Source organism: Metabacillus mesotrionivorans, assembly GCF_052171315.1.
GTDB lineage: Bacteria > Bacillota > Bacilli > Bacillales > Bacillaceae > Bacillus_P.
Genome location: NZ_JBQMFF010000005.1, coordinates 235,799 through 261,330, shown reverse-complemented (window position 1 = coordinate 261,330; position 25,532 = coordinate 235,799). Strand labels below are relative to the sequence as shown.

Below are 25,532 nucleotides of genomic sequence, written 5' to 3'. Positions count from 1 at the left end.
GGGCCGGCTTTTTCATTACTTTTGCTTTTCATCATAATATTGAACGGGATACATGGAGCCTTCAGAGACCATCTTGTTGTCATCAATGTCTTCCGGATCCGGGTTGCCCGCTTTTTCAACAGGGAATGAATCTGTGTTTTTGCGCGAGAAATACGGGATTTTGTTCTTCGTGCTTTGTACGAATTCAGTTACCTTTTCACGGTTTGCTTTGTCCTTTAATAGGTAGGATGTGACGCCGACTCCGACTGTCGAGATCGCAATGCCTGAAATTAATGCTTTTTGTCTCATGCTTGATGCTCCTTCCGTTTTGCATATTTTTTAAGTGTTTCTTACTTTTACCCGCTTATCAAAATGCAAAACATAGGCGCTTACGATTTCAGGATTGACTCCGCACTTAAGGCCGTTTCATTCATAAGGTCAGCGATTTTTTTATTATCGTCACTGAGGGTTTCAATCGTCGCACTCATCTCCTGCATGCTTGCAGATGCCTGTTCGATGATGGCGGCAAGTTCATTGGTTGACCGCTCGACATTTGCCGTGTTTGTCTCTACGTCCGCCGAAATGGCTTCAAAGCCTGTAAAGCTCTCTTTCATATTGGCCAATTTCTCTTTCAGCTGCTGGAAATTCTCGTGGACTTCACGTGTTGCCTCAACACTTGTCAGCAGGTTCGCGCTGCTTGCCGCCATTTTTTCTTCTGCCTCCCCGCTCGTTTGATTGACCTGTTTCAAGTTTTCCGTGATTTTTTTATTGGCATCATTCGTTAATTCAGCAAGCTTGCGGATTTCCTGGGCAACGACCGAAAATCCTTTGCCTGCCTCTCCCGCTCTTGCTGCTTCGATCGATGCATTTAAAGCGAGAAGATTTGTCTGTTCGGTAATCTGGCGGATGGTGTTTGTGAACTGATTTGTTTCTTCAATCTTCAGGTTCAGGTTTTTAAACGTCGCATTCAAAGCCGTCACGATTTTATTCAGGTCATTCATTTCTGTCATCAGCCTGCTCACTTTTTCACCGCTTTTGTCCGCAATGCGGCTGGCTTGTCTTGAGTCTTCGTTCAACAGGGAAGAAATCTCGTTCAGCTCGTTCATGGAAAGCATGTTGTTGTGGGCACTTTCCGCAATTTCGCTGATCTGCTCGCTCTGGATCTGGCTCCCGGCAGAGACTTCATTAATGGCAATCGTCATTTCTGCCTGGGCGCGTGTATTCATCTGCACTCTCTCGTTCGCTTCGGACACACTGTCAGCTATACGGGAAGCGGCCTGTTCAAGCTTGTGCCTCTGTTCTTCTTTTCGGCCTGCTTCAGCTTCGGCATCCGCTATGAACTGCTGCAGGACCTTGAACTGTTTTTTATTCAGATGGATGAGCACTCCAAGCAGGACCCCTGTTAAAAGATAGGCCAGAATAATGGCGCCCATGCTGCCTGAAATGATTTCCTGTTCTGCAGAGGGCACCGATGCATTGACAAAAAGGGTCACAAGGCCAAGGCCAAATCCCACGGCGAAAACCGTCGAGTAGTAAGGGACCGCCGAGAAAACGATGAGGAAAAACAGAACCGGAATCAGTGATAAGTTAGCGCCCGTCAGAAAAACTGAGGCGCATGTAAGAGAAAAACTCATAACCACACTGAAATACGGAAACAGCCTGTCTTTTTTCAAATACCTGAAAAGGACATATGAACCGATCAGCAGCCCGAACTCTGCCGAATAAATGGGGATTTGCTCCTTTTGTCCCGATAGGATAACGTAAATTAAAGCCAGCAAAGCAGTTACTCCAAACGTAAACAGCATCAGCTTGTTTTTGCTTACTAAATCATCGTGTTTTACCTTTTCAATCGCTGTCATACATGTTCTCCCCTGTGTTCAAGTTGGTTTACTAATTATATCGACAGCGCTTACATATTTTTTATATAGAAAAAAATGACATATTTATAACGGGTTCCGTTCAGAGGTGTAAAACAGAAAATCTCATCATCTAACAGTTACGATGATGAGATTTTTCATTCATAATAATCAAAGCAGAATAGTGGATGATTATGTTAAAATGGAAATATCAGTTATTCCCTTGAAGGGCAGGATTCCGGAATAAGGGAAAGTTCTAATTCTTCTATTGGAGGAATAAACAAATGATTTTTGAAATGACTTATCAAGTCCGTGTATCTGATTTTACTGAAGGGTTAAGGTGGTACAAAGGTTTATTAAATAAAGACCCTGATCTTACACCACACGAAGGATTCGCAGAATGGGAACTAATTCCCGGATGCTGGCTGCAAGTTTCTGAAGGCACGGCGTCCGAAGGGAGTGGACCACTTCGTTTTGGCGTATTATCAATTGAAGATGAAAAAAGCCGAATCAAAAATGAATTAGATGTTGAGTCTTTTGAAATATTTTCAAGAGAAGAAGTCCCCGTTAAGTGGGCTACATTTATTGACCCTTGGGGAAATCAAATTGGTCTCTTTGAATACATAAACAAGCATGAAGAAAATAAAAGAATTCAAACTATATTAGGAAATAGATTAGAAGTATAAGATCTCCTTTGTTTTAAACATTCGGGAGCATGAATAAAAAAGGAACTACAATTTCGGTTGCAGTTCCTTTTTTATCTTTTTGATAAGGTATTTAACGTGTTATTTAGTGATTTCCACCTTTCAGCCGGACCCGTTACTGCATTCAGCGCTTCTTCTTATTCCTGCTGTAAATATCAAACCACACTGCAAGAACCAGAATACTTCCTTTTACAATCAGCTGCCAGTAGGCATCAATGTTCATGATGCTCATGCCGTTATCCAGGCTCGCCATAACAAGAGCTCCAATGATGGCTCCCGGGATGGTTCCGATTCCGCCCATCAAACTTGTGCCCCCGATGACGCAGGCTGCGATGGCATCGAGCTCATACATGTTTCCTGCTCCAACGGTAGCCGCGTTCACGCGCGCAGTCAGGACAAGACCTGCGATCGCTGCAAGTGTGTTCCCGAGAACGAAAACGAGGAGAATTCTGCGCTTCATGTTAATGCCTGAGAGAACAGCGGCCTCGGGATTGCCCCCAATGGCATACACCTGTCTGCCGAATACCGTCTTTTTGGCGATAAAGTGGAAAAGAACAGCGAGGATGATGACCGTTATAAATGGAACCGGAATTCCCTGGTACTGATTCATCAAGTATATGAACGTAAAGATCAGAAGACCGATGCCCACTGAAGCAATCAGCGTCCAGTTCATGGAAAGAACATCAAATCCGTACTTGATGCGCGCGTTTCTTTGTCTGATCAAAAAGTACACGGCAAGGATAAACGCAATAGCTCCCATGATCAGGCCTGCAGCAGGCGTCACATATCCCTGTCCGATAATCTTAAGGCTAGGTGAAAGCGGAGCTACGGTCATGCTTCCGGTTATACCGGTCAGTATTCCCCGGAAAATAAGCATTCCTCCGAGCGTGACGATAAAGGCCGGCACGGCCCTGTAGGCAATCCACCAGCCCTGCCACAGACCAATCAGCGCACCCAATACCACTGTTGCAATAATAACGGGTATCGTATCCCAGCCAAGCCAGACGTTCAGGATTGCTGCAACGCCTCCCGTCAGTCCGACAAGCGAGCCGACTGAGAGGTCAATCTGTCCGGATACGATGATCAGGACCATGCCAATTGCTAGAATGGATGTTACAGACATCTGCAAAAAGAGATTGGATAAATTCCGCGGGGTTAGAAAGGTATCATTTAAGACGGAAAATAAAATCCAGATGATGAGAAGGGCGCCAATCATGGAGTACGCGCGGATATCGATTGTAAACAAATTGATTTTCTTTTCTTTCACTGCCGGCTGTTTAACGGTTTCAAGGTTTGTGCTCATCCTGCAAGTCCTCCTGTCGCTGCTCTCATAATGTTTTCCTGGGTGGCATTTTCTGCATGGAATTCACCTGTGAATTTTCCTTCTGACATCACCAGAATTCTGTGGCTCATGCCAAGTACTTCAGGCAGCTCAGACGAAATCATGATGATGGCCACTCCCTCGTTTACGAGCTCATTCATAATGTGATAGATTTCAAGCTTCGCTCCAACGTCAATTCCCCTCGTCGGTTCATCAAGGATCAAAATTTTAGGTTTCGTCATCAGCCATTTTCCGATGACAACCTTCTGCTGGTTCCCCCCGCTCAGTGTGCCGGTGACTGTTTCAACAGATGGCGCTTTTATTCTCAGCTGTTTTAAATACTGATTCCCGCTGCGGATTTCTTCATTCTGGTTGATGATGCCGAGTGATGAGACGCGCCTCAGGCTCGGAAGCGTCACGTTGTTCTGGATATCCATGTTCAGGACAAGGCCGAATTTTTTTCGGTCCTCCGATACGAGCGCCAGTCCGTTTTCGATTGCCTGCTTGACGGATTTGTTTTTCGCATTCTTTCCGTCGATTTCCACTCTTCCTTCTGAATAGCCCGCATAAGCACCGAACAAGCTCATCACAAGCTCCGTTCTTCCTGAACCCATCAGCCCTGCAATCCCGAGGATCTCACCTTTTTTCACTTGGAATGAGACAGAATCAATGACTTTTTTTCCTGGCAGATCAGGATGATAAACCGTGTAGTCCTCCACCTGCAGGATTGTCTCTCTAGGGTTCGCGGTCATTCGGGGGTAACGGTCTTTGATCTCGCGTCCCACCATATATGCGATGACTTTGTCCTCCGTGAGATCGGCCGTTTTTTGGGAAGTGACCGTTTTTCCGTCGCGGAGAACCGTAATCGTATCGGCAATATCAAACACTTCTCCGAGCTTGTGGGAGATGTAGATGCAGGTGACGCCCCGCTCCCTGAATTCTTTTAAAATCGCAAGCAGAATCTTGACTTCCTGTTCAGTCAGAGCAGCAGTCGGTTCATCTAGAATCAGGATTTTGGCCTTTTTTGAAAGAGCCTTTGCAATTTCGACAAGCTGCTGCTGGCCGATGCCGAGTGTTCCCGTAATCGTATCTGGGCTTACGCCTTTCAGGCCGACCTCAGCAAGCCATTTCTCGCACATTTGAATCATCTTATTCTGATCAATAATGCCGAAGGTTGCCGGCTCATTGCCGAGTATGAGATTTTCTGCCACCGTCATTTGCCGGACAAGAGCGAGCTCCTGATAGATGATGGAGATGCCCGCTTTTTCAGCATCCTTAATCGTTTTAAAAGAATGCACTTCTCCGTCCACCGTTATCTCACCTGAATAAGAGCCTGAAGGATACAGCCCGCTCAGCACCTTCATAAGCGTGGATTTCCCGGCCCCGTTCTCTCCGCAGAGTGCATGGATTTCGCCTTTTTCCACTTGAAACGTGACATCATCAAGAGCCTTCACGCCTGGAAATTCTTTCGTAATACTCGTCATTTCAAGAACAGATGACACGACTTCCCCCTCCAATTCATTAAAATGTCTAGAAAAAAAATGCGGAATTATTTAGAGTTCCGCATTTTTCAATGTATGGTAAAGCTTCAAAGGTTTTATGCTTGCGTTGGTGTGCGGAGCGGCGGCATAGTGTTGCTACTTTTGCATACCCACTGACCGGATTTGTGGCGCCACTCGCCGGAGTGATGCCACTTTCGCACTCCCACCGACTGGATTTGTGGCGGCACTTGCCTGAGTGATGCCACTTTTGCATACCAACCGACTGGATTTGTGGCGCCACTCGCCTTAGTGGTGCCACTTTTGCATACCAACCGACTGGATTTGTGGCGCCACTCGCCTGAGTGATGCCACTTTTGCACTCCCACCGACCGGATTTGTGGCGTCACTTGCCTGAGTGGTGCCACTTTTACACACCCACTGACCAGATTTGTAGCGACACTCGCCGGAGTGGTGCCACTTTTTCAACCTTTTAATCGCATTTGCAGCCACCCGACCGGTCACAATTTGCACAATTGACCAAGACTCTTACTTATAAACATCCTCTTTCTTATGGAACCCGTCTTTAATGATGGTGTCGTCGATGTTGTCTTTATTTACCGCTACCGGATCAAGCAGAAGCGATGGGACATCGATTTTTCCATTGTTCACTTTGCCGTTTGTTTCAACTTCTTCGCCATTGGCCATTTTCACTGCAAGGTCGGCAACTGTTTCTGCGATCAGGGTGATTGGCTTGTAAACCGTCATCGTCTGTGTGCCTTCTACGATCCGCTGTGCAGCCGCAAGCTCGGCATCCTGTCCTGAAACAGGTACTTTTCCTGCAAGGCCCTGAGCGGCAAGCGCCTGAATGACACCGCCTGCAGTGCCGTCATTTGCTGCTACAACAGCATCGACTTTGTTGTTGTTCGCTGTAAGAGCATTTTCCATATTGGCAAGGGCATTTGCCGGATCCCACTCTTCTGTCCACTGGTCGTAGACGATTTTAATGTCGCCGCTGTCAATTAAAGGCTGAAGGACGTTCATTTGTCCCTTTTTGAAAAGATGGGCATTGTTGTCAGTATCCGCGCCTTCGATCAGCACATAGTTTCCTTTAGGTACAAGCTCAGTGATGGCTGTTGCCTGCATTTCTCCTACACGCTCATTGTCAAAGGATACATAGAGATCCACATCCGAATTTTTAATCAGACGGTCGTATGAGATGACTTTAACGTCTTCCTGGTGAGCCATTTCGACGATTGACGCGGCAACCTCCGCGTTATGAGGCACGACAACCAGAATGTCCACACCCTGGCTGATCAGGTTTTCAGCCTGTGCAATTTGCTTTGCGTCGTCCCCGTTTGCTGCCTGTACATTCACTTTTGCGCCAAGCTCCTCGGCTTTTGCAACAAACAGATCACGGTCGCGCTGCCAGCGTTCTTCTTCAAGCGTGTCCATTGAGAATCCGATGACAAGCTCATCATCTTTGCCTGCCTTTTCGCCGTCCCCTTTTGTCGGCTCTGAGCCCGAGCTGACACAGGCAGTAAGACCAAACACAAACATCATCAGCATAAGCAGCATTAACCCTTTCTTCATTTCCCCATTCCCCCTTGGAATATCAATCTTACAAGACTAACTTTATCACCTTTGTAAGCGGTTTATTTTATATGATTTCTGTACTTTTTTAAGATATCTAGCATTATTTTCAGCATTATAGAAACCGCTTTCTTTTTTCCCGAAAAAGACTGTACCTCCAATTGTTCATTAGCGGTACAGTCTTATTAATAGGCCAGTCAATGAGAATGATCCTCTTCTTTTTCCTCGTAAACATATGGCTGTGAAGGAGGATCTGTTTTTGAGATTTTCTTAATTTGCAGATAGGGAATCTCAGTGGATGAATACACAGTGGTCTGCAGCTCGCCCGAGACACTGATCCACTGATTGTCTTTAAAATCCTGTGCATTTTCTGTCGCGGAAAAGAGACCGTATAACCCGTCATGCTCATCCGTGCAGCACGGATCACCGCTTCTTGCGACGACAAACTGTGTCTGTTTAAAATCCTTTTCACGGTGGACAAATCCAGTCAGCTCAATCTGTTTCCCCTCAAACTCCCCCGGAAAACGGTCCAGAACATCCAGTACGGAGATGTAATTTTCATTTGTAAGAATGATAGTATCCATCTTCAATAATTCATTTTTTTGATTCTGGTAATAATCATCCGGCTTTTCTTCTGCATGATGATCATCTTCAAGCTCAGGCTTGTACTTTTCGTCCAGTTCTTCCATATAACTATCTGGATCTTCTAAATACTCTTTTGCATTTGCGAATGGTTCTTCTTTTTTCTGAGAAGCTTCTTGCTTTTCCGGCTCTGCTTTTTCCGGCTGCATGCTCATTCCAACAATAAAAACAATACTTCCTATTATGACAAGACCTAAAGCGGCCATTAAGAAATTTTTCACTCGATTAACTCCCATTCCATTTATAAGAATTGCTCTTTTCAGTGTAACAAAAAAGAAGGGAGTTTCGTTAAGAAGAAACTCCCAATTACTTATCTTTTTGTCCGATGGAGACCAGCGAATCCTTATATTGGCTGGGAGACTTTTTGCATACTTTTTTAAAGACACGGCTGAAGTAGTTCGGGTCGTTATAGCCTACCTCAAAAGCAATTTCCTTTAAGCTGCGGGAGCCTTTTTCCATTAGCTTTTTTGCTTTATCAATCCGGCATTTTGTCAAATAATCGATATAGCTGATGCCGAGCTCTTCTTTGAAAATTTTGCTCACGTACTGCGGGGAAAGGTTAAATTCCTTAGCCATTGCCTCAAGCGACAAATCGGTGTGGCAGTTTTTCCTGATATGCTGCTTCATGCGGTTCGGGATATCCTCCTGAAGATTTTCAGTCACCCGCTTGTATTGGCTCATGACATCTTCCAGGATAAAATTCACTTCTGTTTTCATTTGCAGATAGGATGCTGCGCTGAATGAAAAGACTGGTTTTCTGATCACAAAGCCCATTTCATCCAAGTAGCGGATCATTAATGTCATGGTGTCATAGACTTTTTGCTCCGCTTCAGCAAGCGGGTGCTGAAATTTCTCAAAATAAGCGGTCATTGCCTGAAAATGACTGCGAACTCCTTCCCACTCACCGATCCGCAATTCCTCAAGAATCAGCTCTTCAATATTGTGCATGTCTCTGTCTTTGATTTTTTCATTAGAAATGATATCGCTGTAAAAGCTGTATCTTGCTTTAGAACCTGCTGATATAGAGGCACGGAGCGCTTCGTAGTACGACTGTCTGATTTGCTCAAGCGCCGGGTATGCCTTGCCGATTCCAATCGCTGCTGATGCAGAAAATACACCGCTTAGATTATGCAGGATTTTTTGCACGAGCGATACCGCGTTCCGGCGGTACTGGTGAATCTCTCCTTCTGCAAACACAATAATCGGCACCTGCAGGCCGGACATCGGCCCTACCCAGCCTTTTGTGTGCAGCTGGATGGTCCGTTTCAGCTCTCCGTACATTTGCTCGAGCCGTCCGCTAAGCGTATCCTGGGAAAAGTGGATCACGACCACATAAGATGGCTGCTTCTGGTCAACATTCAGCAGGCCCATGCACTCATGGAGATGAACGTCGTGAACATGGTCAAATAAGAGCTGTGTGACGAGGTCCGCCTCTACGATCGGGATCATTTTCTGCATGCGTTCTTCTGTCTGCTGCTTTCGCTCGGTTTCGAGCCTGTCTTTTTTAATATCATCGATGACCTTCTGAATCGTGGAAAGAATAACCTCCCGCTTACTCGGCTTCAGCAGATAATCTTTTACCCCAAGACGCAGCGCCTGCTGGGCATAATCAAACGTATCGTAGGACGATACAATCAGAATTTTGGCGTCCGGCACGATTTTTTGAATTTCCTTGATCGCTTCAAGCCCGTTGATCCCGGGCATTTTGATATCCATGAGCAGAATGTCGGGCTTATGCTCTGCCGCAAGTTCAATCGCTCTCCTGCCGTTTTCCGCGAGTCCGACAATTTGAATGTCCCTGAATTCTGTTTCAATGATTTTCTTTAATGCGATTCTTTCAATCTCTTCATCTTCCGTGATCAAAAGCTTCATTTTTTTCACCCCTCTGAAGGAAATTTGACCGCGATGACTGTGCCCTCAGCTGATGACTGAATGTCCATCACATCCCGTTTGTTTGTAAAAAGGCGCAGTCTCTGAACAACGTTTCTCAGGCCGATTCCGGTTGATTTGCTTTGAATGATCCCTGTCTGCTGCTCTGACAGCACCTGTTCTTTCACAGTATCTGTCATCCCAAGGCCATTGTCCTCTACGGAAACAACAACCTCTCCGTTCTCTCTAAACACCTTTATTCCGATGTATCCGCCCTCTTCAAACGGCTCCACACCGTATTTAAACGCGTTCTCAACAATCGGCTGCAGAAAAAACGGCGGAACTACAACGTCCAGACACGCTTCTTCCACCTTAAAATCATAGGAAATCCGGGATGAGAACCGCGCTTTTAAAATCGTTAAATATTCCTTCACAAGCTCAAGCTCATCCCGGAGTGACACATTTTCATCCACACTTCGAAGGTTATACCTCAAAAGGTTTGCGACTGTTGAAATTAAATCGCTGGTCTCTAGGGCATCCTCCAAATACGCTTTTTTCGACAGGGTATTCAGCGTATTGAACAGAAAATGCGGATTGATCTGATTGTGCAGTCTCTTTAACTCACTTTCTTTTAAAAGCAGCTGATACTCTTTGATTTCTTTTTCAAGTTTGGCTTTCTCCTGAATTTCAGCAACCAGCTCTTTGATGTTTTCCCGCATCCTGTCAAACGTCTTGGCCAAAAACGAAATTTCATCGTTGCTTTTGACCCTGATCGGATAATCAAAATTCCCCGCGGCCACCTCTTTTGCTCCCTGAGTTAAAAGATAGATCGAGCGGGTGATGCCTTTTGAGAACCAGTACGAAAAACCGACGGAAATGATCAGAACGATCCCGAGAATCCAGAGGCCGAGAGACCTGAGTCTGTTTGTGACCTCAATCATCGATTCATAAAACTGCTTCTGATTCGTCAGTTCTTTTTTAAACAGCAGCAGCGTCGTTTCATCAATGAATTTCGAGATCTGCAGCGCTTCGTCGTAGGCAGTCTGTGAGTTCTGCCGCTTATCGAGCTTATGCATCATCATCGTCAAATCCATTGCTTCAATCTGGCTGTCGAGCATGAAAATATAATCTGTCAAAGCAATCGCATTCGCCTGATTTTTAAGCTGATCAAGCTTCTTTTTGGAGTCATTCAATCTTTGCCGGTGCATTTCATAGCTTGCCTGATTGGCAGGAGAAGGTGTGCTGACATACTGGCTTAGCTTTGCAAGCGCAGCCTGGCTCGTCGTCGAGACATGGTTCAGCAGCAAATACCGTTCAAGGATATTGTTGTATTCATAGATGGATTTCTGATTAATATAGCTGATGGCTGTCCAGAAGGCGCCCATGATCATGATAATGATGAGCGACATCGTGAGGATTTTTCTCTGAATTCTCGTCACGGCCTGCTTCCCTCCGTCATGACGCCTGTTTTCGTGTAAGTCGTGACGGGCAGAGGCAAGTCCTTCTTTTCAAGCCATTTCACGATGGTTTCGACGCCTTTTTCACCCATTAAGGCATGACTGTGGCTGATTGTGCCTTCAATCTTTCCGCTCCGCAGAAGATTCATTGTTTCCTGGGTATTATCAAATGTATAGACCTTAAACCCTGAAAGGGCCGATCTCGCTTCAATAGTCCGGACGATGATGTCACCGTCATCCACTGCCGTCCCTATCAGCACCTTCATGGACGGATATTGATTGAGGAGCTCATTGGTCTGGTCCTCAGGATGCTGCTTATTTGTTTCAGCCAGTTTAATAGAAGAGGCCTGCAGGCTGTCCATCAGCCCTTTCATTCTTTCGTTTTCAATAGATGTCACCATGTTCCCTTTGATAATGCCGATCGTTTCATTGCCGGTGAGAGTCTTTTTTAAATAGTTTCCAAGCTCGAGGCCGGTCTCATAGTGATTGGATCCGATATAGGATTTCCGGAGACTGTCGGGCAGGTCAGCCATGATTGTTACAACCGGAATCCCCTGTACCGTGGCCTTTTGGATCGTCTCTTTAAAAGAAGCATCGTCAATGCCGAGCAGCAATATGCCGTCAACCTGCGAGGAAATCGCCATATTCATCGCTTTTTGCAGCTCTTCATTATCAGGAAGATTGGTCCCTTTAATATCGAGGCTGACCTTAGCCTGAACAGCGGCGGATTCTACCCCTGTAATCACCTGATTCCAGTACGCATCGCCAAGATAAGGGGAAATCAGCACAAGCCGGTATCGGTACTCCTCCGCTTCAGCCTGCGCGGAAAACGATTGACTGGATTGATAGATTTGAAAAAGCTGATAAAGAGGAAAAAGAGAAAGAAGAATAAAAGCAAATAGAACCAGTTTTATACGACGTGTCATGAAATCACCATTTTTATAGGACTTTTCATTCATTATAAGGGATTGATGGGGATTGTAAACGCTTTTATTTTTAGCATTACGCTCTAATATGGGGCTGCTGCTTTGATAATAGTCCGGTTTTGAACGGTTACAGTCCGAAACAGGCTGCTAACAATCCAAACCAGTCATTTAACAAGCCAAAACGGCCATCTAACAATCCAAACTCCCGCCCTTACAAGCCAAAATGGCCATCTAACAATCCGGCGGGAAAACTGGCGGGGTGTACCTTCAATTTCAGCCCAAAACAAAAACCCCCGGAAATCCCGGGGGCTTAATGATCAGATCTTATTCTGTGATACGTTAATACGATTCATTGCCCGGCGCAGTGCAAGCTCGGCGCGCTTGAAATCGATGTCGTCTTTGTTTGTGTTCAGACGTTCTTCAGCGCGTTCTTTTGCTGCCTGTGCACGAGTTAAATCAATATCTTCTACAGTCTCGGCAGCCTGTGCCAAGATTGTGACTTTGTCAGGCCGTACTTCTAAAAAGCCGCCGCTAACAGCCACGAGTTCCGTGGATTTTCCTGTTTTCAACCGGACTGCTCCGATTTGAAGAGGAGCTACCAGCGGAATATGACCTGGCAAGATTCCAAGCTCACCGCTTTGAGCTTTTACACTTACCATTTCGACGTCTGCATCGTAAACTGGGCCATCGGGAGTAACGACATTGACTTGTACTGTCTTCATACTCTATACCCTCCTGCGTCCCAAAATTAGACTTCTACACCCATGCTCTTCGCACTTTCGATTACATCTTCAATGCGTCCTACGAGACGGAATGCATCTTCAGGAAGATGGTCGTATTTGCCTTCAAGGATTTCCTTGAAGCCTTTAACTGTTTCTTTAACAGGAACGTAAGAACCTGCTTGACCAGTAAACTGCTCAGCAACGTGGAAGTTTTGGGATAAGAAGAATTGAACTCGGCGTGCACGGTGCACGACTAATTTATCTTCATCAGAAAGCTCATCCATACCAAGGATGGCAATGATATCCTGAAGTTCTTTGTAACGCTGCAGTGTCTGCTGTACTTGACGTGCAACCGCGTAGTGCTCTTCTCCAACGATTTCAGGAGACAATGCGCGTGATGTCGAAGCAAGCGGATCCACCGCCGGGTAGATACCCATTTCAGATAGTTTACGCTCAAGGTTCGTTGTTGCATCCAAGTGAGCGAATGTTGTTGCAGGAGCCGGATCCGTATAGTCATCGGCAGGTACATAGATCGCCTGGATCGATGTAACAGAACCAACGTTAGTAGACGTGATACGCTCCTGAAGCTGACCCATTTCAGTTGCAAGTGTAGGCTGGTAACCTACCGCAGAAGGCATACGGCCAAGAAGGGCTGATACCTCTGAACCTGCCTGCGTGAAACGGAAGATGTTATCCATGAAGAAAAGAACGTCCTGTCCTTGGTCATCACGGAAGAATTCAGCCATTGTAAGACCTGTTAGTGCAACACGCATACGTGCGCCAGGCGGCTCATTCATCTGTCCGAATACCATGGCAGTCTTCTTGATAACACCAGAGTCTGTCATTTCATGGTAAAGGTCGTTTCCTTCACGAGTACGCTCACCTACGCCGGCGAATACAGAGATACCGCCATGCTCCTGAGCGATGTTGTTGATAAGCTCCTGGATAAGTACTGTTTTACCTACACCCGCACCACCGAAAAGACCGATTTTTCCGCCTTTGATGTATGGAGCAAGAAGGTCTACTACTTTAATTCCAGTTTCAAGAATTTCTACCTCAGTAGAAAGCTGATCGAATTTAGGCGCCTGTCTGTGGATTGGATCACGACGAGCTTCAGCAGGAATTGCTGCATCCAAATCGATATTGTCTCCAAGTACGTTGAATACACGTCCAAGTGTAACGTCTCCTACCGGTACAGAAATTGCAGCACCTGTATCCAGTACTTCACTTCCGCGAACAAGGCCGTCTGTTGATGCCATCGCAACGGTACGAACTGTGTCGTCACCTAGGTGAAGGGCAACTTCCAATGTTAATTCTGACGCAGCTTCGCCTTCAGTGCGTCCTTGGAAAGTAACTTTAAGGGCGTTATAGATTTCAGGAAGCTGACCGCTTTGGAACTTTACGTCAACAACCGGACCCATAACTTGAGTAACGCGTCCTTTATTCATCGTTTTCCCTCCTAACTTGCTGTCTGAAAGCCCTTAATGGGCATAAATTCTATTCGAGTGCCGCAGCTCCGCCGACGATCTCCGTAATTTCCTGAGTGATCGCAGCCTGACGTGCACGGTTGTATGAAAGAGTAAGACTGTTGATAAGTTCTTTTGCATTGTCCGTCGCATTTTTCATTGCCGTCATACGGGCAGCATGCTCCGAAGCTTTGCTGTCTAAAAGTGCTCCGTAGATGAGACTTTCAGCATATTGTGGTAATAACACTTCTAAAATCTCTTCCTCAGAAGGTTCGAATTCGTAAGATGTTTTCTTTGCTGATGTCACTTCAATGTCAGAAAGAGGAAGAAGCTTTTTCTCTGTTACGTCCTGCTGGATGACACTTACGAAATGGTTGTAGTACACATAGATTTCGTCGAATGTTCCATCATTGAACATATTTACAGTATTTGCTGCAAGATCTTTAATCTCGGCAAACGACGTGTCGTCTGCAATGCCTGTTACTTCAAGAGCGATTTGCACGCCTCGTTTCTTGAAGAATTCGCGTCCGATCTTACCCATAGCGATAACAGCATACTCATCTTTCGACGAATGGCGCTTTTGGATTGCCTGGTACACAGTACGAAGAACGTTACTGTTGAGGGCACCTGCAAGTCCGCGGTCAGACGTAATGACGAGGTAAGCCGTTTTTTTCACCGGACGGCTGACAAGCATTGGATGGGATACACCCGTGCTGCCAAGAGCGATGTTTGCAACCACCTCTTGAATCTTATCCATGTAAGGCACAAATGACTTCGCATTGTTTTCGGCACGGTTCAGCTTCGCTGCTGAAACCATCTCCATCGCCTTTGTAATCTGGCTCGTCTTCTTTGTTGAGGTGATTCTTGATTTAATGTCGCGTAATGATGCCAAAGGTTCTCACCACCTTTTTATAAAAATCAACCTGATTCATTTACGTGAAGATAAAGTATGAAGGCAAACCTTCATACTTTACCAAGTTTATTCAGAAATCGCGAATGTCTTTTTGAATGCCGTGATCGCAGCCTGGAAGTCGCTGTCTTCAGGAAGATTTCCAGTTGTGCGGATATGATCAAGCATCGCTTTATTGTTTTGCTCGAGGAATGAGAAGTACTCTTCTTCAAAGCGTTTGATATCTTCGACTGGAATGTCATCCAGGAATCCTTTAGTCAATGCATAAAGAATGGCAACCTGCTTCTCAACTGCAAGCGGTTTGTTCAAGCCTTGCTTTAGAACTTCAACAGTACGCGCACCGCGGTTAAGTTTAGCCTGAGTCGCTTTATCAAGGTCAGAACCGAATTGAGCGAATGCTTCAAGCTCACGGTATGAAGCCAGGTCAAGACGAAGTGTACCTGATACTTTTTTCATTGCTTTGATCTGAGCAGATCCTCCAACACGTGATACGGAAAGACCGGCGTTAACCGCTGGACGCACACCTGAGAAGAATAGGTCAGACTGAAGGAAAATCTGTCCATCAGTGATGGAGATAACGTTTGTCGGGATGTATGCTGATACATCGCCCGCCTGTGTTTCAATGAATGGAAGGGCTGTAAGTGAACCTGCACCTTTTGCATCACTGAGTTTTGCAGCACGCTCAAGAAGGCGTGAATGCAGGTAGAATACGTCACCAGGATATGCTTCACGGCCTGGAGGACGGCGAAGGAGCAAGGAAAGCTCACGGTATGCAGATGCCTGTTTTGTTAAGTCATCATACACAACAAGAACGTGCTTGCCGTTGTACATGAAATGCTCACCCATTGTTACACCTGCATAAGGAGCTAAGAATAATAGCGGTGCAGGCTGTGAAGCAGATGCCGTAACAACGATTGTGTAATCTAATGCGCCATTTTTACGCAGTGTTTCTACTACGCCGCGGACAGTCGATTCTTTTTGTCCGATTGCAACATAGATACAGATCATGTTTTCGTCTTTTTGGTTAAGGATTGTATCGATGGCTACAGATGTTTTACCAGTCTGACGGTCACCGATGATAAGCTCACGCTGTCCGCGTCCGATTGGAATAAGAGCGTCAATCGCTTTAATTCCTGTTTGAAGCGGTTCATGAACAGATTTACGATCCATAACGCCTGGAGCAGGGCTCTCGATTGGGCGTGTATGTTTTGTTTCGATTGGACCAAGGCCGTCAACAGGCTGTCCCAGAGAGTTTACAACGCGTCCGATCAGTTCCTCACCTACAGGAACCTCCATGATGCGTCCAGTGCGGCGCACTTCGTCGCCTTCACGGATGTCTGCGTATGGTCCGAGGATGATGATACCCACGTTGTTTGACTCAAGGTTCTGAGCCATACCCATTACGCCGTTTGAAAATTCAACAAGCTCTCCAGCCATGACATTGTCGAGGCCATGAGCACGGGCGATACCGTCACCAATCTGGATAACTGTACCTACATCACTAACTTTGATATCAGACTGATAGCTTTCGATTTGCTTTTTAATCAGTGCACTAATTTCTTCTGCTTTGATGCTCATGAGTTTCACCCCTATCTACGATCTTTTTGCAACTAATTGTCGCTCTATACGTTCAAGCTTACCGCTTATACTTCCATCATAAATGCGATTGCCGATACGAAGCTTGACTCCGCCGATCAGATTCTGATCAATTACGTTTCTTAAACGAAGTGAAGTTTTGCCGATTTTTTTGGCAAATGTATCAGACAGCGCTGTTAATTCATCCTGATCAAGCAGCCTTACAGAGTAGACAATCGCATCCTCTGTGCCGCGCTCGTCATTTGCAAGTTTCACAAAATGCTCAGCAAGCTCAGGAATCACGCTGATTCGCTGACGCTCAATCAATAGAAGAACCGTACTTAAAACAGGTTGAGATAAAGAAGCAAACGCTTCACTCATCATGGATTTTTTCTTTTCTAGCAGCACTTTTGGATGTGTAAGCACGTTCAGTAATTCAGGATTCTCCGCTGTTACCTTCTGGATGACAAGCAGTTCCTCTTCAATCTGATCAATCGTGCGGTTTTCCTTAGCGATTTGAAAAAGAGCCAATGCATAGCGAGCTGCAACTATTTCTTTACTCATCGACCTTCGCCTACCTCTTTGATATAATCGTGGATAAGCTTTTCTTGTTCTTTCTCATTCAATTCTTTTTCAATGACTTTCGTCGCAATTAAAATAGAAAGTGATGCAACTTGCTCACGGAGAGCTGTAATGGCCTGCTCTTTTTCCGTCGCAATTTCTTTAAGCGCAGATTGTTTGATGCGTTCTGCCTCTGAACGAGCTACCAGAATAATATCTTCCTTTTGCTTTTCACCAAGCTTCTTCGCACTTTCCACTAAACTTTGCGCTTCTGTTCTTGCCTGTTTCAAAAGTTCACGCTGTTCTTCCGCAAGCTTCTTTGCTTCCTCATGCTTCGCTTCAGACGCATTAATTTCGCTTGCGATGTGCTCTTCACGCTGCTTCATGATGCCCATGACTGGTCCAAGAGCATATTTTCTCAGCAATGCGAGTAAGATTAAGAAGATAACAAGCTGGAATAGAATATCTCCAGTGTTTAATGTTAAACCTGCTCCTGCTCCAACAACTAAGTTTGACGTTACCATTGCCCGGTTTCACTCCCTTCAAGTGTTCCATGATGGGTTACTATGAAAAAAAGCTCGAGATTGTACGTTTTGATTCTCGGCCGAAACTTTCCTGCATGAATATAAAAACATAAAGCAATGGCGAAGAAGGGTCATACACGATCTTCGCCATTTATGTAGAGACGGGAGTCTCCTTATTAACTTCCAAGTACGATAAACGCGATAACTACTCCGATGATCGGAAGTGCCTCAACTAGTGCGATACCGATGAACATGATTGTTTGAAGCTTACCTTGAAGTTCAGGCTGACGAGCAACACCCTCTACTGTACGTGAAACGATAAGACCATTACCAATACCAGCACCAAGTGCCGCTAAGCCGATTGCAATTGCAGCTGCGATTAAATTCATTATTTAAATCCCCTCTCAAAATAGTAAAAGTTTTTTAAAAACAGTTGATACCTATTAATTAGTGGTCGCTGCTCACTTTGTGAGACATATAAACCATAGTTAACATGACAAAGATGAATGCTTGGATCGAACCTACAAAAATACTGAACGCCTGCCATACCATCATTGGAAGTGCGGCTGATACAGCGCCGAGCACGCCTGTTGTAGCAAGGCCAGCCAGAAGACCCAGAAGGATTTCACCAGCATAGATGTTACCGTAAAGACGAAGACCAAGCGTTAATGTGTTGGCAAACTCTTCAATGATCTTAATCGGGAAAAGAAACGCCATCGGACGGAAGAAATCCTTCCCATACTCAGATGTTCCTTTCATTTTCACACCGTAGTAGTGTGTAAGAGCCACGATCATGACTGCAAGAGTAAGTGTAATCGTCGGATCTGCTGTCGGTGATTTCCACCATAGCTCGTGGTTAACTGCAATTGAGAACGGCAGTCCCAGCATATTTGAGACAAATATGTACATTAACAGGGTAACGCCGAGCGTGAGAAATCGTCCGCCGGTATGCCAGTCCATTGAACTGTTGATGATTCCTTTAACGAAATCGACCACCCATTCAAAGAAGTTCTGCATGCCTGTCGGCTTCATCGCCATTCTGCGTGTTGACATTACCGCAATCAGAAATACGATAACACTGGCAACAGTGATCATTAAAACGTTGGATAAGTTAAAAGTAAGACCTAAAAACTCAACTATAGGAGCTCCGTGATGCAATAGATTCACCTCTCTTCCGGCTAAGCGCGTGAGTGTTGGAAAACATAATCTATCATAATGACGATATAAACTGTCATTAATCCAATAATGACACTAACCATATTCAGGTATTCCGGATACTTCATGGCAAGGAGTGCAGCGAGTCCCGCTGACGCAAGCCTTGTTGCCGTACCAAGTGACCTGACCTTCTTATTCTGCTGAACAGCCTCACCAAATTGCAGTTGTTTGCGGACCATTGACCATAAGTTAAACAAGCTGAGTGATGTTCCGAGCGCAAGCCCCAAAAAGACAGACTGATGCCCTGTGAATCCCCAGCCCAAGGCATAAAGAGACAGCAGGAGGAACATATATTTCCGGTATCTTCGGTACATCTGGTGCAAATCAAACATGAATGATTCAGTCTCCTGAAAAAAAGTGGTGGACAAGCTTGATCATGGCAGTAATTCCTGCTGCCAGGCCTATGAAAAGACCAATGATCATAAAAAGCGGTTCAGTATGGAAATATCGGTCGAGCCATCTTCCTGAAAAGATGCCAATTAGTGTTGAACCGACTAGCTGAGACAGAATGCCTGTCATAAGGGCCATTGCCTGCATGGGATGACGCTCTTTTTTGCGCATTCGACCGCCTCGCTAATAGATTAATAAAGGGTTTATCTGGGGATAGAAACGGGTAATTGAAAGCGTTATGAAAACCTTATCATTTACCCTCGTCTAGCATACAATAGGCTCTATTTAATGTCAATTGCTTTAAAACCAAAAACTTGACAATCAAAAAAGCCTATCACAAAAAGTTCACAATTACTTAGTTTCCCAGTTTTCTCTTGGAATTTTCAAAGATAAGGTCCGTTTCAAACGTATCTTCCCTGTCCCCTTTTCTGGCAAAAACGACCGCTTTGTATAGTCCGTCTTCAAGACCAAGATCCTTTTGTCTGAACGTCTTTTTAACGGCCCCCTTCTGAAGATCCCTGCCCCAGTCCAGAAACGCCACAAATCTCAGAGTGTCCGGATCATAGAGCGCAATGCCCATTTCATCCGCGCCTCCCGGCAGGTACAGTTCATACTGATAGACTCCTGCCGAATCTCCGAATCCGAACTCAAAGCCCATCACCCGCGGATAGTCGGGTTCGTCCACCACAAACAGGTACGGGAGCTCCCTGACCGTTTCATCCGCTTCTGCTTTAATCCACCCCTGATGCAGGCCTTTTTCCAGCTTGTTTGCATAGATATTCACTTTTACGTATACGTCCTTTTTCCCGCCCGGTTTCACTGCCGTTTTCTCAGGCATGTCCCATTGCAGACCATTCTTATAGAAAGGATAAGAGAACGAATAGACAACTTCTTTGTCTGATTGATTATCAAGTGTAAGCTTTACCTTTTTCTGAGTGCTTCCCCCGCCTTTTGAAATGACCTGGCCAAATGACAGTGCACCCGGATACATCAGCGCTTCTGTTTCAAGTGCTTTCATCACGTCTATTCGTCCGGCACCCTGTTCGATCGGCTGGTAATAGTCCGCCTTTTTCCCGCTCAGAGGCCTGGACGAATTCATGAGGGCAGCCTTGATTTGCTCCGGTTTCCATTCCGGATGGGCCTGCTTAATCAGTGCAGCAGCACCTGCCACATGGGGTGCTGACATGCTTGTACCCTGCAGGCTTAAATACCCCTCGGGCACCGTACTGTCAATCGCTACTCCGGGAGCTACAACGTCAGGCTTAATTTCCCATGTGCGGGTAACAGGGCCCCTTGAACTGAAATCAGCCATCTGATCCGATTCGTTCCGGTAAACCGTTCGGATCACCGGTTTTTCGTTCAGCTGTTTTTTCAGCCATAAGCCGTCCTCTTTTGAAATGGAGACAACCGGAATGTTTGCTGGAAGTTCAAGGTTGCCCGCAAAGCTCCCTTTCATATTGTTATAGATAACAACCGCTTTTGCGCCGATCTTCTCAGCAAAAAGAGCTTTTTCGGTAAAGGTGATTTTCCCGCGCTCAACAAGCACTACCTTCCCTTTCATGTCTGGGGAATACTGATGTTCCTCGCCAATGCCGGCAAATACCATCTCTTCTCCCTGGTGCAGCGTCCACTCTTTTGCACCAGCCATCTGAGTGACAGGTATTTCTTTCCTTGAACCGCTTGCTGCGAGGTAGGGAATCCGCTGCGGAGGAGTTGAGGCGCCAACAGAAATGGCCTTGCTGGACGTCCCGGGGGAACCTACTGTCCAGACACCGGGACCGGAATTTCCGGTGGATACAACAGCTGTAATGCCGTGTTCAACCGCGCGGTCAAGCGCAAGACTGGTCGGCCAGTCCGGTCCATTGACCATATTGCCGAGCGACAGATTCAGCACATCAACTTTGTCTTCAATCGCTTTTTCAATTGCCGCAATGACCTGTTCACTTGTCCCGAAGCCTCCCGGACCAAGGGCGCGGTATGCAATGATTTCCGCTTCAGGCGCTACCCCTTTCAGCCTGCCGTTTGCCGCAATAATTCCTGCCACGTGTGTACCATGGAGAGTTTCTGTACCGTCATTCGCTATTGTCTCCATCGGATCATTGTCACCGTCAATGATGTCTGTCCCGCCCGCATAGCTGCGGGATAAATCCGGATGAGTGTAATCGATGCCTGTATCAATAATCCCTACTTTGACTCCCTCTCCTGTCAAACGATGCTGCTTGGAATCAAAGAGCCCCCTCACATCGGCACCGCCAATAAACGGCACACTTTCCTCAAGATCCACCCGATAAGACGCAACCGGACTGGCATGGATAATATGAGGATCCTTTTGGAGAGCCAGTAAATCGTTATGGCTGCCTTCAAGCGAATAGCCGCTGAACACTTTTTCGAACGTTCGGCGGATTTTGACATTCGGATAGTTTTCTTTGATTTTTTCAGAGAAGGCCTGCGCATGAGTTTTCTCTACAATTATCATTACTGTTTCTGTACGGCTTTGAGATACGTCCGGAATGGCAGGCACATCCGGATAGGTTACTGCACTTGTATGTATTGGAAAAATGGATGCCATTAGAAAAATAGAGAGAATGAATTTGCTTGTCATCACCGTCACCTCTCTTTTATCCTTCTCAAACGGGTATAAAAAAATCCCCCTTGTGTAAGGAGGATTCGTGGTTCATATAAAAAGAATAACGTTATAAAGTTATCCTCGCCTAGCTCCTCTGTCAGAACAAGGCACTTCCGCTTTTGTATCTACTTCGTTCCAAACATACGGTCTCCGGCATCACCGAGGCCAGGGACGATATATCCGTGATCATTTAATTTTTCATCAAGTGCCGCGATGTAGATGTCGACATCAGGATGGGCTTCTTTCACAATTTCAACGCCTTCAGGAGCTGCAATCAAGCACATGAACTTGATGTTTTTAGCGCCGCGTTTTTTCACACTGTTAATCGCCTCTACCGCTGAGCCGCCAGTTGCAAGCATTGGGTCGACGACGATGAACTCGCGCTCTTCTACGTCTGATGGAAGCTTCACGTAATATTCAACCGGTTTTAGTGTCTCCGGATCACGGTAAAGCCCTACATGTCCAACTTTTGCAGCCGGAATAAGCTTGAGAATTCCGTCAACCATTCCAAGACCGGCACGCAGAATTGGAACAATCGCAAGCTTTTTGCCTGCAAGCACCATGGATTTTGCCATCTGAACAGGTGTTTCAACCTCTACTTCTTCAAGAGGCATGTCTCTTGTGATTTCAAACATCATCAGGCTCGCCACTTCATCAACAAGCTCGCGAAACTCTTTCGTGCCTGTCTTCACATCGCGGATATATGTCAGTTTATGCTGAATAAGTGGATGATCAAACACGTAAACTTTGCCCATCAGCTCATCTCCTTTTCTAATACACTTCAATAGATTTTACAGAAAAAGAAGAACCGTTTCAAGGAGGATGGGAGATTTATTTTTATGGGTTTATATGGATTGGCAACTTTCATAGAACATACACAATTTGAAAAACCATCTATGTTAACATAAAGCTATACTGGCTATACATTCACTTTTTTGGAGATGAACGATAGATGACAACCGGTTTTATCATTCTGACAATTGCAATTAGTTTGCTTAAAGTAATTATTGCAAGCCCGCCAACCTTCGTTGTTGAATGGCTGCTCGGCAAATTCGCCCTTCATTCCAAGCTCAATGAAGAGAGTGCCACTGTAACCCTCAGCGGAAAACGTTTGGAAGGCGAAGACAAAACTCAATTTATCCGCATGTTTAATGAAGCAACATTTTTTGATAAATACAATGAATACAATCTGCCTGCAAGCAATACGGGCACTCCTTTTATTATTGATGCAAATACGGGAAAAAGGGGTGTAACGCTGTCTGTGTATATTTACAGCGGCCATGCAGATGTATTCAAGCACGGGAAAAAGAAAACAGTGGCATATAGCCTGCGGTCTGAGAGCCTGCAAGAATGTTGAATGCAGTAGCTGAAATGGCCTTATTTATAACCTAATCAAAGCTGCCGGCATCGTGTCCGGCAGCTTTTTTTGCTTTGCAGCATTTAATTCTGATAGCTTGAAACCGATGTGCCCGGGCCGCTTGCCGGCGTTGTATAGACGTGGTTTGAGCCGCTTTCCCATACAACATTTCCGGCAACATCTTTTTTAATAAACTTGAATTCGACTGAACGTCCGGACGGCACGCTTACGTCGTAGTACCAGCTAGGATATTTGGTGATAACCTGGTTGTAGAAAGGCCCGACTGCTTTTGCAGCATCCCAATTGCCAAGCTCGCTTACGTTTCCTACTATATAAACGGCCTGACCGAGGCTGGTTGAAGCACCGTTTACGATGAACCGTACGGAAGACTGCTTGCCTGAAAGAACTTCAACCGGTCCGTACGCGCCGCTTGCTGCACCGCCTGATGTAACGACAGATACCTGGTAGTTTCCGGCTGATGCAGATGGAATCTTAACGGTGATTTCCGTATTGGACCATGAAACGACAGAGGCATTGACGGTTCCGAATTTCACAGTGCCTGCTGAGGATCCGAATGATTCTCCGCTGATGGTTACAGTCGTTCCAGGCGCTCCCATAACAGGACCGACCTGCCCGATTGATGGGGCTGCTGCGCTTCCATTAAAAGAATAAACAGCTGCTTCTCCAGGCGAGAGGTCAAATGCTGATACCGCTCCTCCGCTTCCTACTGAAATGCTGTTTCCTCCCAGGAGTGCTGTGAGCTGATCAGTATATGTGCCTGCAGGCAGCGTTGATGTAAGGCCGCTGATGTTGTAAGATGCTGTTTTGCTTTTGTTGACCGCTGTTAAAACGACGTCTTTCCCGAATGTGCGTTCATATACATATACGTCATTATTAATCCACTTTTCTTTTGTTTTTCCATAGCCTAACGCCTGATTGTTCTTGCGGAGAGTAGCAAGCTTGCTGATGATCTGGTAGGCTTTTGTTGTTTTGTTGAAGGATGTTTGCTTTTTACGGTTGTTTGGATCGCCGTTTCCTGTCATGTACTGCTCTGTTCCGTAGTAAATATTCGGTACGCCGCGAGAGGTAAGCATGACTGCGAGCGCAAGATCTGTATTTTTCACATCGGCGCCGTCAAAGTGGAAACGGTCCATATCATGATTATCAAGGAAGGTTACTTGATCGGCGGTCTGCTCATACTTCGCCTCTGATTCTGCAATCATGGCATTAAAACCGTACCAGTTGTCAGAACCGTTGCGCAGCACCTGTCTCAGCTTCTGGCCGTAGCGGAAATCAAGCAGGGACATGCCTGTGCTGTTGGCAAAGTTGTAGTAGTTCTGATCGACTTCATTCTCTCCAAGGAACCATTCCCCGAAAGTGAACACCGGCTTGTGGCTGTAAATCGTCTCCATAAACGTCTTCTGCCAGCCAAACGGCATATGTTTCACAGCATCAACGCGGATCCCGTCGATTCCCATATCAAGCCACAGCTTGACGGCATCTTTCATATACTTGTCGACAGTCGGATTCTGGTGATTAAAATCGGCCAGATCATAGAGATTTCGGTAGATCCCGTCTTCAATAGATGAAAAGTTCGTGCCGCCATTGTGATGAAACAGACCTTTCGTATCATTTGTATAGCCGCCGACAAGCGTGCCGTTATCATAAAGCTTTCCGTTTTCCATATAGGACGGTGTGTCCTCTGAAGCTGGCGATGTATGGTTCGGTGCGAAATCGATAATGACTTTTATTCCTTTCTGGTGTGCCGTGTTTATAAGTGTCTGAAACTCCTGCATCGTCCCGTAGAAAGGGTTTGTCTTTTTAAAATCCCGTCCCCAGTAACCGTGATAGGAAGTTGTTCCCGCCGCATCATTCAGTACGGTATAGACATTTTCAACAGGCTGGGAAATCCAGAGAGCGGTAATCCCGAGATCCGTGAAATAGCCGTCATTCAGTTTATTGATGATTCCCTGCCAGTCTCCCCCGCAATATTTTCTGAGATTTGAACAGTCAGAGCTGAAAAGAGACCCTGTCGGATTGTTCGCCGGATTTCCGTCAACGAAACGATCCGTCATAATTTGATAGATAACATCATTTGAGTAGTTGACCTTATTATTTATGGAAGCGTTTGCATTAATATCTGAAAAAGGTCCAAATCCGCCTAAAACCAGTGCTGCCGCAAAACCGAGACTTACCGCTTTTTTCAACATTTCCCCATCTCCCCTGATCGTAATGATAAGAATACGAGACTTTACTGCCCTCCTTTTCCAAAAAATAAAACCCCGCTATTCATAAATGAATAACGGGGTTGTTGTCCGGAGACAATGCATGGCCCTCAAGTTAAGATGATCGTGCTCGCTG

At 45.7% G+C, this 25,532-nt stretch carries 24 protein-coding genes; 2 read left to right on the top strand and 22 right to left on the bottom strand.

What is annotated here, in order from left to right; genetic code table 11:
• Window positions 1-15 precede the first annotated feature (15 nt).
• Window positions 16-288 (bottom strand): YbyB family protein, encoded by a 273-nt coding sequence (locus tag ACTSEZ_RS15520; RefSeq protein ID WP_029283384.1) that lies wholly within the window; start codon window positions 286-288, stop codon window positions 16-18.
• 80 nt (window positions 289-368) lie between these two features.
• A complete protein-coding gene (locus ACTSEZ_RS15515) occupies window positions 369-1,838 on the bottom strand; it encodes a methyl-accepting chemotaxis protein (protein WP_369735119.1) in 1,470 nt (489 codons plus the stop codon).
• A 281-nt stretch (window positions 1,839-2,119) separates the two neighbouring features.
• Here ACTSEZ_RS15515 and ACTSEZ_RS15510 point away from each other — a divergent pair, with 281 nt between their 5' ends.
• Entirely contained in the window at window positions 2,120-2,521 is a 402-nt protein-coding gene (locus tag ACTSEZ_RS15510) for a VOC family protein (protein ID WP_369735118.1), read from the top strand.
• Window positions 2,522-2,663: 142 nt separating this feature from the next.
• Here ACTSEZ_RS15510 and ACTSEZ_RS15505 read toward each other — a convergent pair whose 3' ends face one another.
• The 19 genes from ACTSEZ_RS15505 to upp all read right to left on the bottom strand — a co-directional run bounded on the left by ACTSEZ_RS15505 (window position 2,664) and on the right by upp (window position 22,569).
• Window positions 2,664-3,842: a sugar ABC transporter permease gene (locus ACTSEZ_RS15505; protein ID WP_369735116.1), complete on the bottom strand. Its 1,179-nt coding sequence runs from the start codon at window positions 3,840-3,842 to the stop codon at window positions 2,664-2,666.
• Window positions 3,839-5,362 carry a xylose ABC transporter ATP-binding protein gene (locus tag ACTSEZ_RS15500; RefSeq protein WP_369735115.1) on the bottom strand — a complete coding sequence of 508 codons (1,524 nt, stop codon included), beginning with the start codon at window positions 5,360-5,362 and terminating at the stop codon, window positions 3,839-3,841. Before ACTSEZ_RS15500 ends, ACTSEZ_RS15505 begins: the two co-directional genes overlap by 4 nt.
• 525 nt (window positions 5,363-5,887) lie before the next feature.
• A complete protein-coding gene (gene xylF / locus ACTSEZ_RS15495) occupies window positions 5,888-6,931 on the bottom strand; it encodes a D-xylose ABC transporter substrate-binding protein (RefSeq protein ID WP_369735114.1) in 1,044 nt (347 codons plus the stop codon).
• Window positions 6,932-7,128: 197 nt separating this feature from the next.
• Window positions 7,129-7,794, bottom strand: a complete 666-nt coding sequence (locus ACTSEZ_RS15490) for a TIGR03943 family putative permease subunit (protein WP_369735113.1) — start codon at window positions 7,792-7,794, stop codon at window positions 7,129-7,131.
• A gap of 85 nt (window positions 7,795-7,879) precedes the next feature.
• A complete protein-coding gene (locus tag ACTSEZ_RS15485; RefSeq protein ID WP_369735111.1) occupies window positions 7,880-9,445 on the bottom strand; it encodes a response regulator in 1,566 nt (521 codons plus the stop codon).
• A 5-nt stretch (window positions 9,446-9,450) separates the two neighbouring features.
• Window positions 9,451-10,881 (bottom strand): sensor histidine kinase, encoded by a 1,431-nt coding sequence (locus ACTSEZ_RS15480; protein WP_369735110.1) that lies wholly within the window; start codon window positions 10,879-10,881, stop codon window positions 9,451-9,453.
• Window positions 10,878-11,825 carry a sugar ABC transporter substrate-binding protein gene (locus ACTSEZ_RS15475; RefSeq protein WP_369735108.1) on the bottom strand — a complete coding sequence of 316 codons (948 nt, stop codon included), beginning with the start codon at window positions 11,823-11,825 and terminating at the stop codon, window positions 10,878-10,880. Before ACTSEZ_RS15475 ends, ACTSEZ_RS15480 begins: the two co-directional genes overlap by 4 nt.
• 317 nt (window positions 11,826-12,142) lie before the next feature.
• A complete protein-coding gene (locus tag ACTSEZ_RS15470) occupies window positions 12,143-12,547 on the bottom strand; it encodes a F0F1 ATP synthase subunit epsilon (protein ID WP_029566603.1) in 405 nt (134 codons plus the stop codon).
• A 26-nt stretch (window positions 12,548-12,573) separates the two neighbouring features.
• Window positions 12,574-13,995 carry a F0F1 ATP synthase subunit beta gene (atpD, locus tag ACTSEZ_RS15465; protein WP_369735107.1) on the bottom strand — a complete coding sequence of 474 codons (1,422 nt, stop codon included), beginning with the start codon at window positions 13,993-13,995 and terminating at the stop codon, window positions 12,574-12,576.
• 49 nt (window positions 13,996-14,044) lie between these two features.
• Complete coding sequence (atpG, locus tag ACTSEZ_RS15460; RefSeq protein WP_029566602.1) at window positions 14,045-14,905, bottom strand: ATP synthase F1 subunit gamma; 861 nt, start codon at window positions 14,903-14,905, stop codon at window positions 14,045-14,047.
• A gap of 87 nt (window positions 14,906-14,992) precedes the next feature.
• Window positions 14,993-16,501, bottom strand: coding sequence for a F0F1 ATP synthase subunit alpha (gene atpA / locus ACTSEZ_RS15455; RefSeq protein ID WP_282033674.1), 1,509 nt, complete (start codon window positions 16,499-16,501; stop codon window positions 14,993-14,995).
• Between the two features lie 15 nt (window positions 16,502-16,516).
• Complete coding sequence (locus tag ACTSEZ_RS15450) at window positions 16,517-17,062, bottom strand: F0F1 ATP synthase subunit delta (RefSeq protein ID WP_029283358.1); 546 nt, start codon at window positions 17,060-17,062, stop codon at window positions 16,517-16,519.
• Window positions 17,059-17,583: a F0F1 ATP synthase subunit B gene (gene atpF, locus ACTSEZ_RS15445; RefSeq protein ID WP_369735105.1), complete on the bottom strand. Its 525-nt coding sequence runs from the start codon at window positions 17,581-17,583 to the stop codon at window positions 17,059-17,061. The genes ACTSEZ_RS15450 and atpF overlap by 4 nt, the downstream gene beginning before the upstream one ends.
• A gap of 176 nt (window positions 17,584-17,759) precedes the next feature.
• Window positions 17,760-17,972 carry a F0F1 ATP synthase subunit C gene (gene atpE, locus ACTSEZ_RS15440; protein ID WP_029283354.1) on the bottom strand — a complete coding sequence of 71 codons (213 nt, stop codon included), beginning with the start codon at window positions 17,970-17,972 and terminating at the stop codon, window positions 17,760-17,762.
• A gap of 58 nt (window positions 17,973-18,030) precedes the next feature.
• Window positions 18,031-18,741 carry a F0F1 ATP synthase subunit A gene (gene atpB, locus ACTSEZ_RS15435; RefSeq protein WP_029566599.1) on the bottom strand — a complete coding sequence of 237 codons (711 nt, stop codon included), beginning with the start codon at window positions 18,739-18,741 and terminating at the stop codon, window positions 18,031-18,033.
• 20 nt (window positions 18,742-18,761) lie between these two features.
• Entirely contained in the window at window positions 18,762-19,130 is a 369-nt protein-coding gene (locus ACTSEZ_RS15430; RefSeq protein ID WP_029283350.1) for an ATP synthase subunit I, read from the bottom strand.
• Window positions 19,131-19,137: 7 nt separating this feature from the next.
• Window positions 19,138-19,359 carry an AtpZ/AtpI family protein gene (locus tag ACTSEZ_RS15425; protein WP_029566597.1) on the bottom strand — a complete coding sequence of 74 codons (222 nt, stop codon included), beginning with the start codon at window positions 19,357-19,359 and terminating at the stop codon, window positions 19,138-19,140.
• A gap of 184 nt (window positions 19,360-19,543) precedes the next feature.
• Entirely contained in the window at window positions 19,544-21,790 is a 2,247-nt protein-coding gene (locus ACTSEZ_RS15420) for a S8 family serine peptidase (RefSeq protein WP_369735104.1), read from the bottom strand.
• A gap of 149 nt (window positions 21,791-21,939) precedes the next feature.
• On the bottom strand, window positions 21,940-22,569 hold the full coding sequence (gene upp / locus ACTSEZ_RS15415) for a uracil phosphoribosyltransferase (protein ID WP_369735102.1): 630 nt from the start codon (window positions 22,567-22,569) through the stop codon (window positions 21,940-21,942).
• Window positions 22,570-22,766: 197 nt separating this feature from the next.
• Here upp and ACTSEZ_RS15410 point away from each other — a divergent pair, with 197 nt between their 5' ends.
• On the top strand, window positions 22,767-23,171 hold the full coding sequence (locus ACTSEZ_RS15410) for a YfmQ family protein (protein WP_369735101.1): 405 nt from the start codon (window positions 22,767-22,769) through the stop codon (window positions 23,169-23,171).
• An 83-nt stretch (window positions 23,172-23,254) separates the two neighbouring features.
• On the opposite strand, the gene ACTSEZ_RS15405 is transcribed toward ACTSEZ_RS15410, so the two are convergent.
• Complete coding sequence (locus ACTSEZ_RS15405) at window positions 23,255-25,381, bottom strand: alpha-amylase family glycosyl hydrolase (protein ID WP_369735100.1); 2,127 nt, start codon at window positions 25,379-25,381, stop codon at window positions 23,255-23,257.
• Window positions 25,382-25,532: the final 151 nt, after the last annotated feature.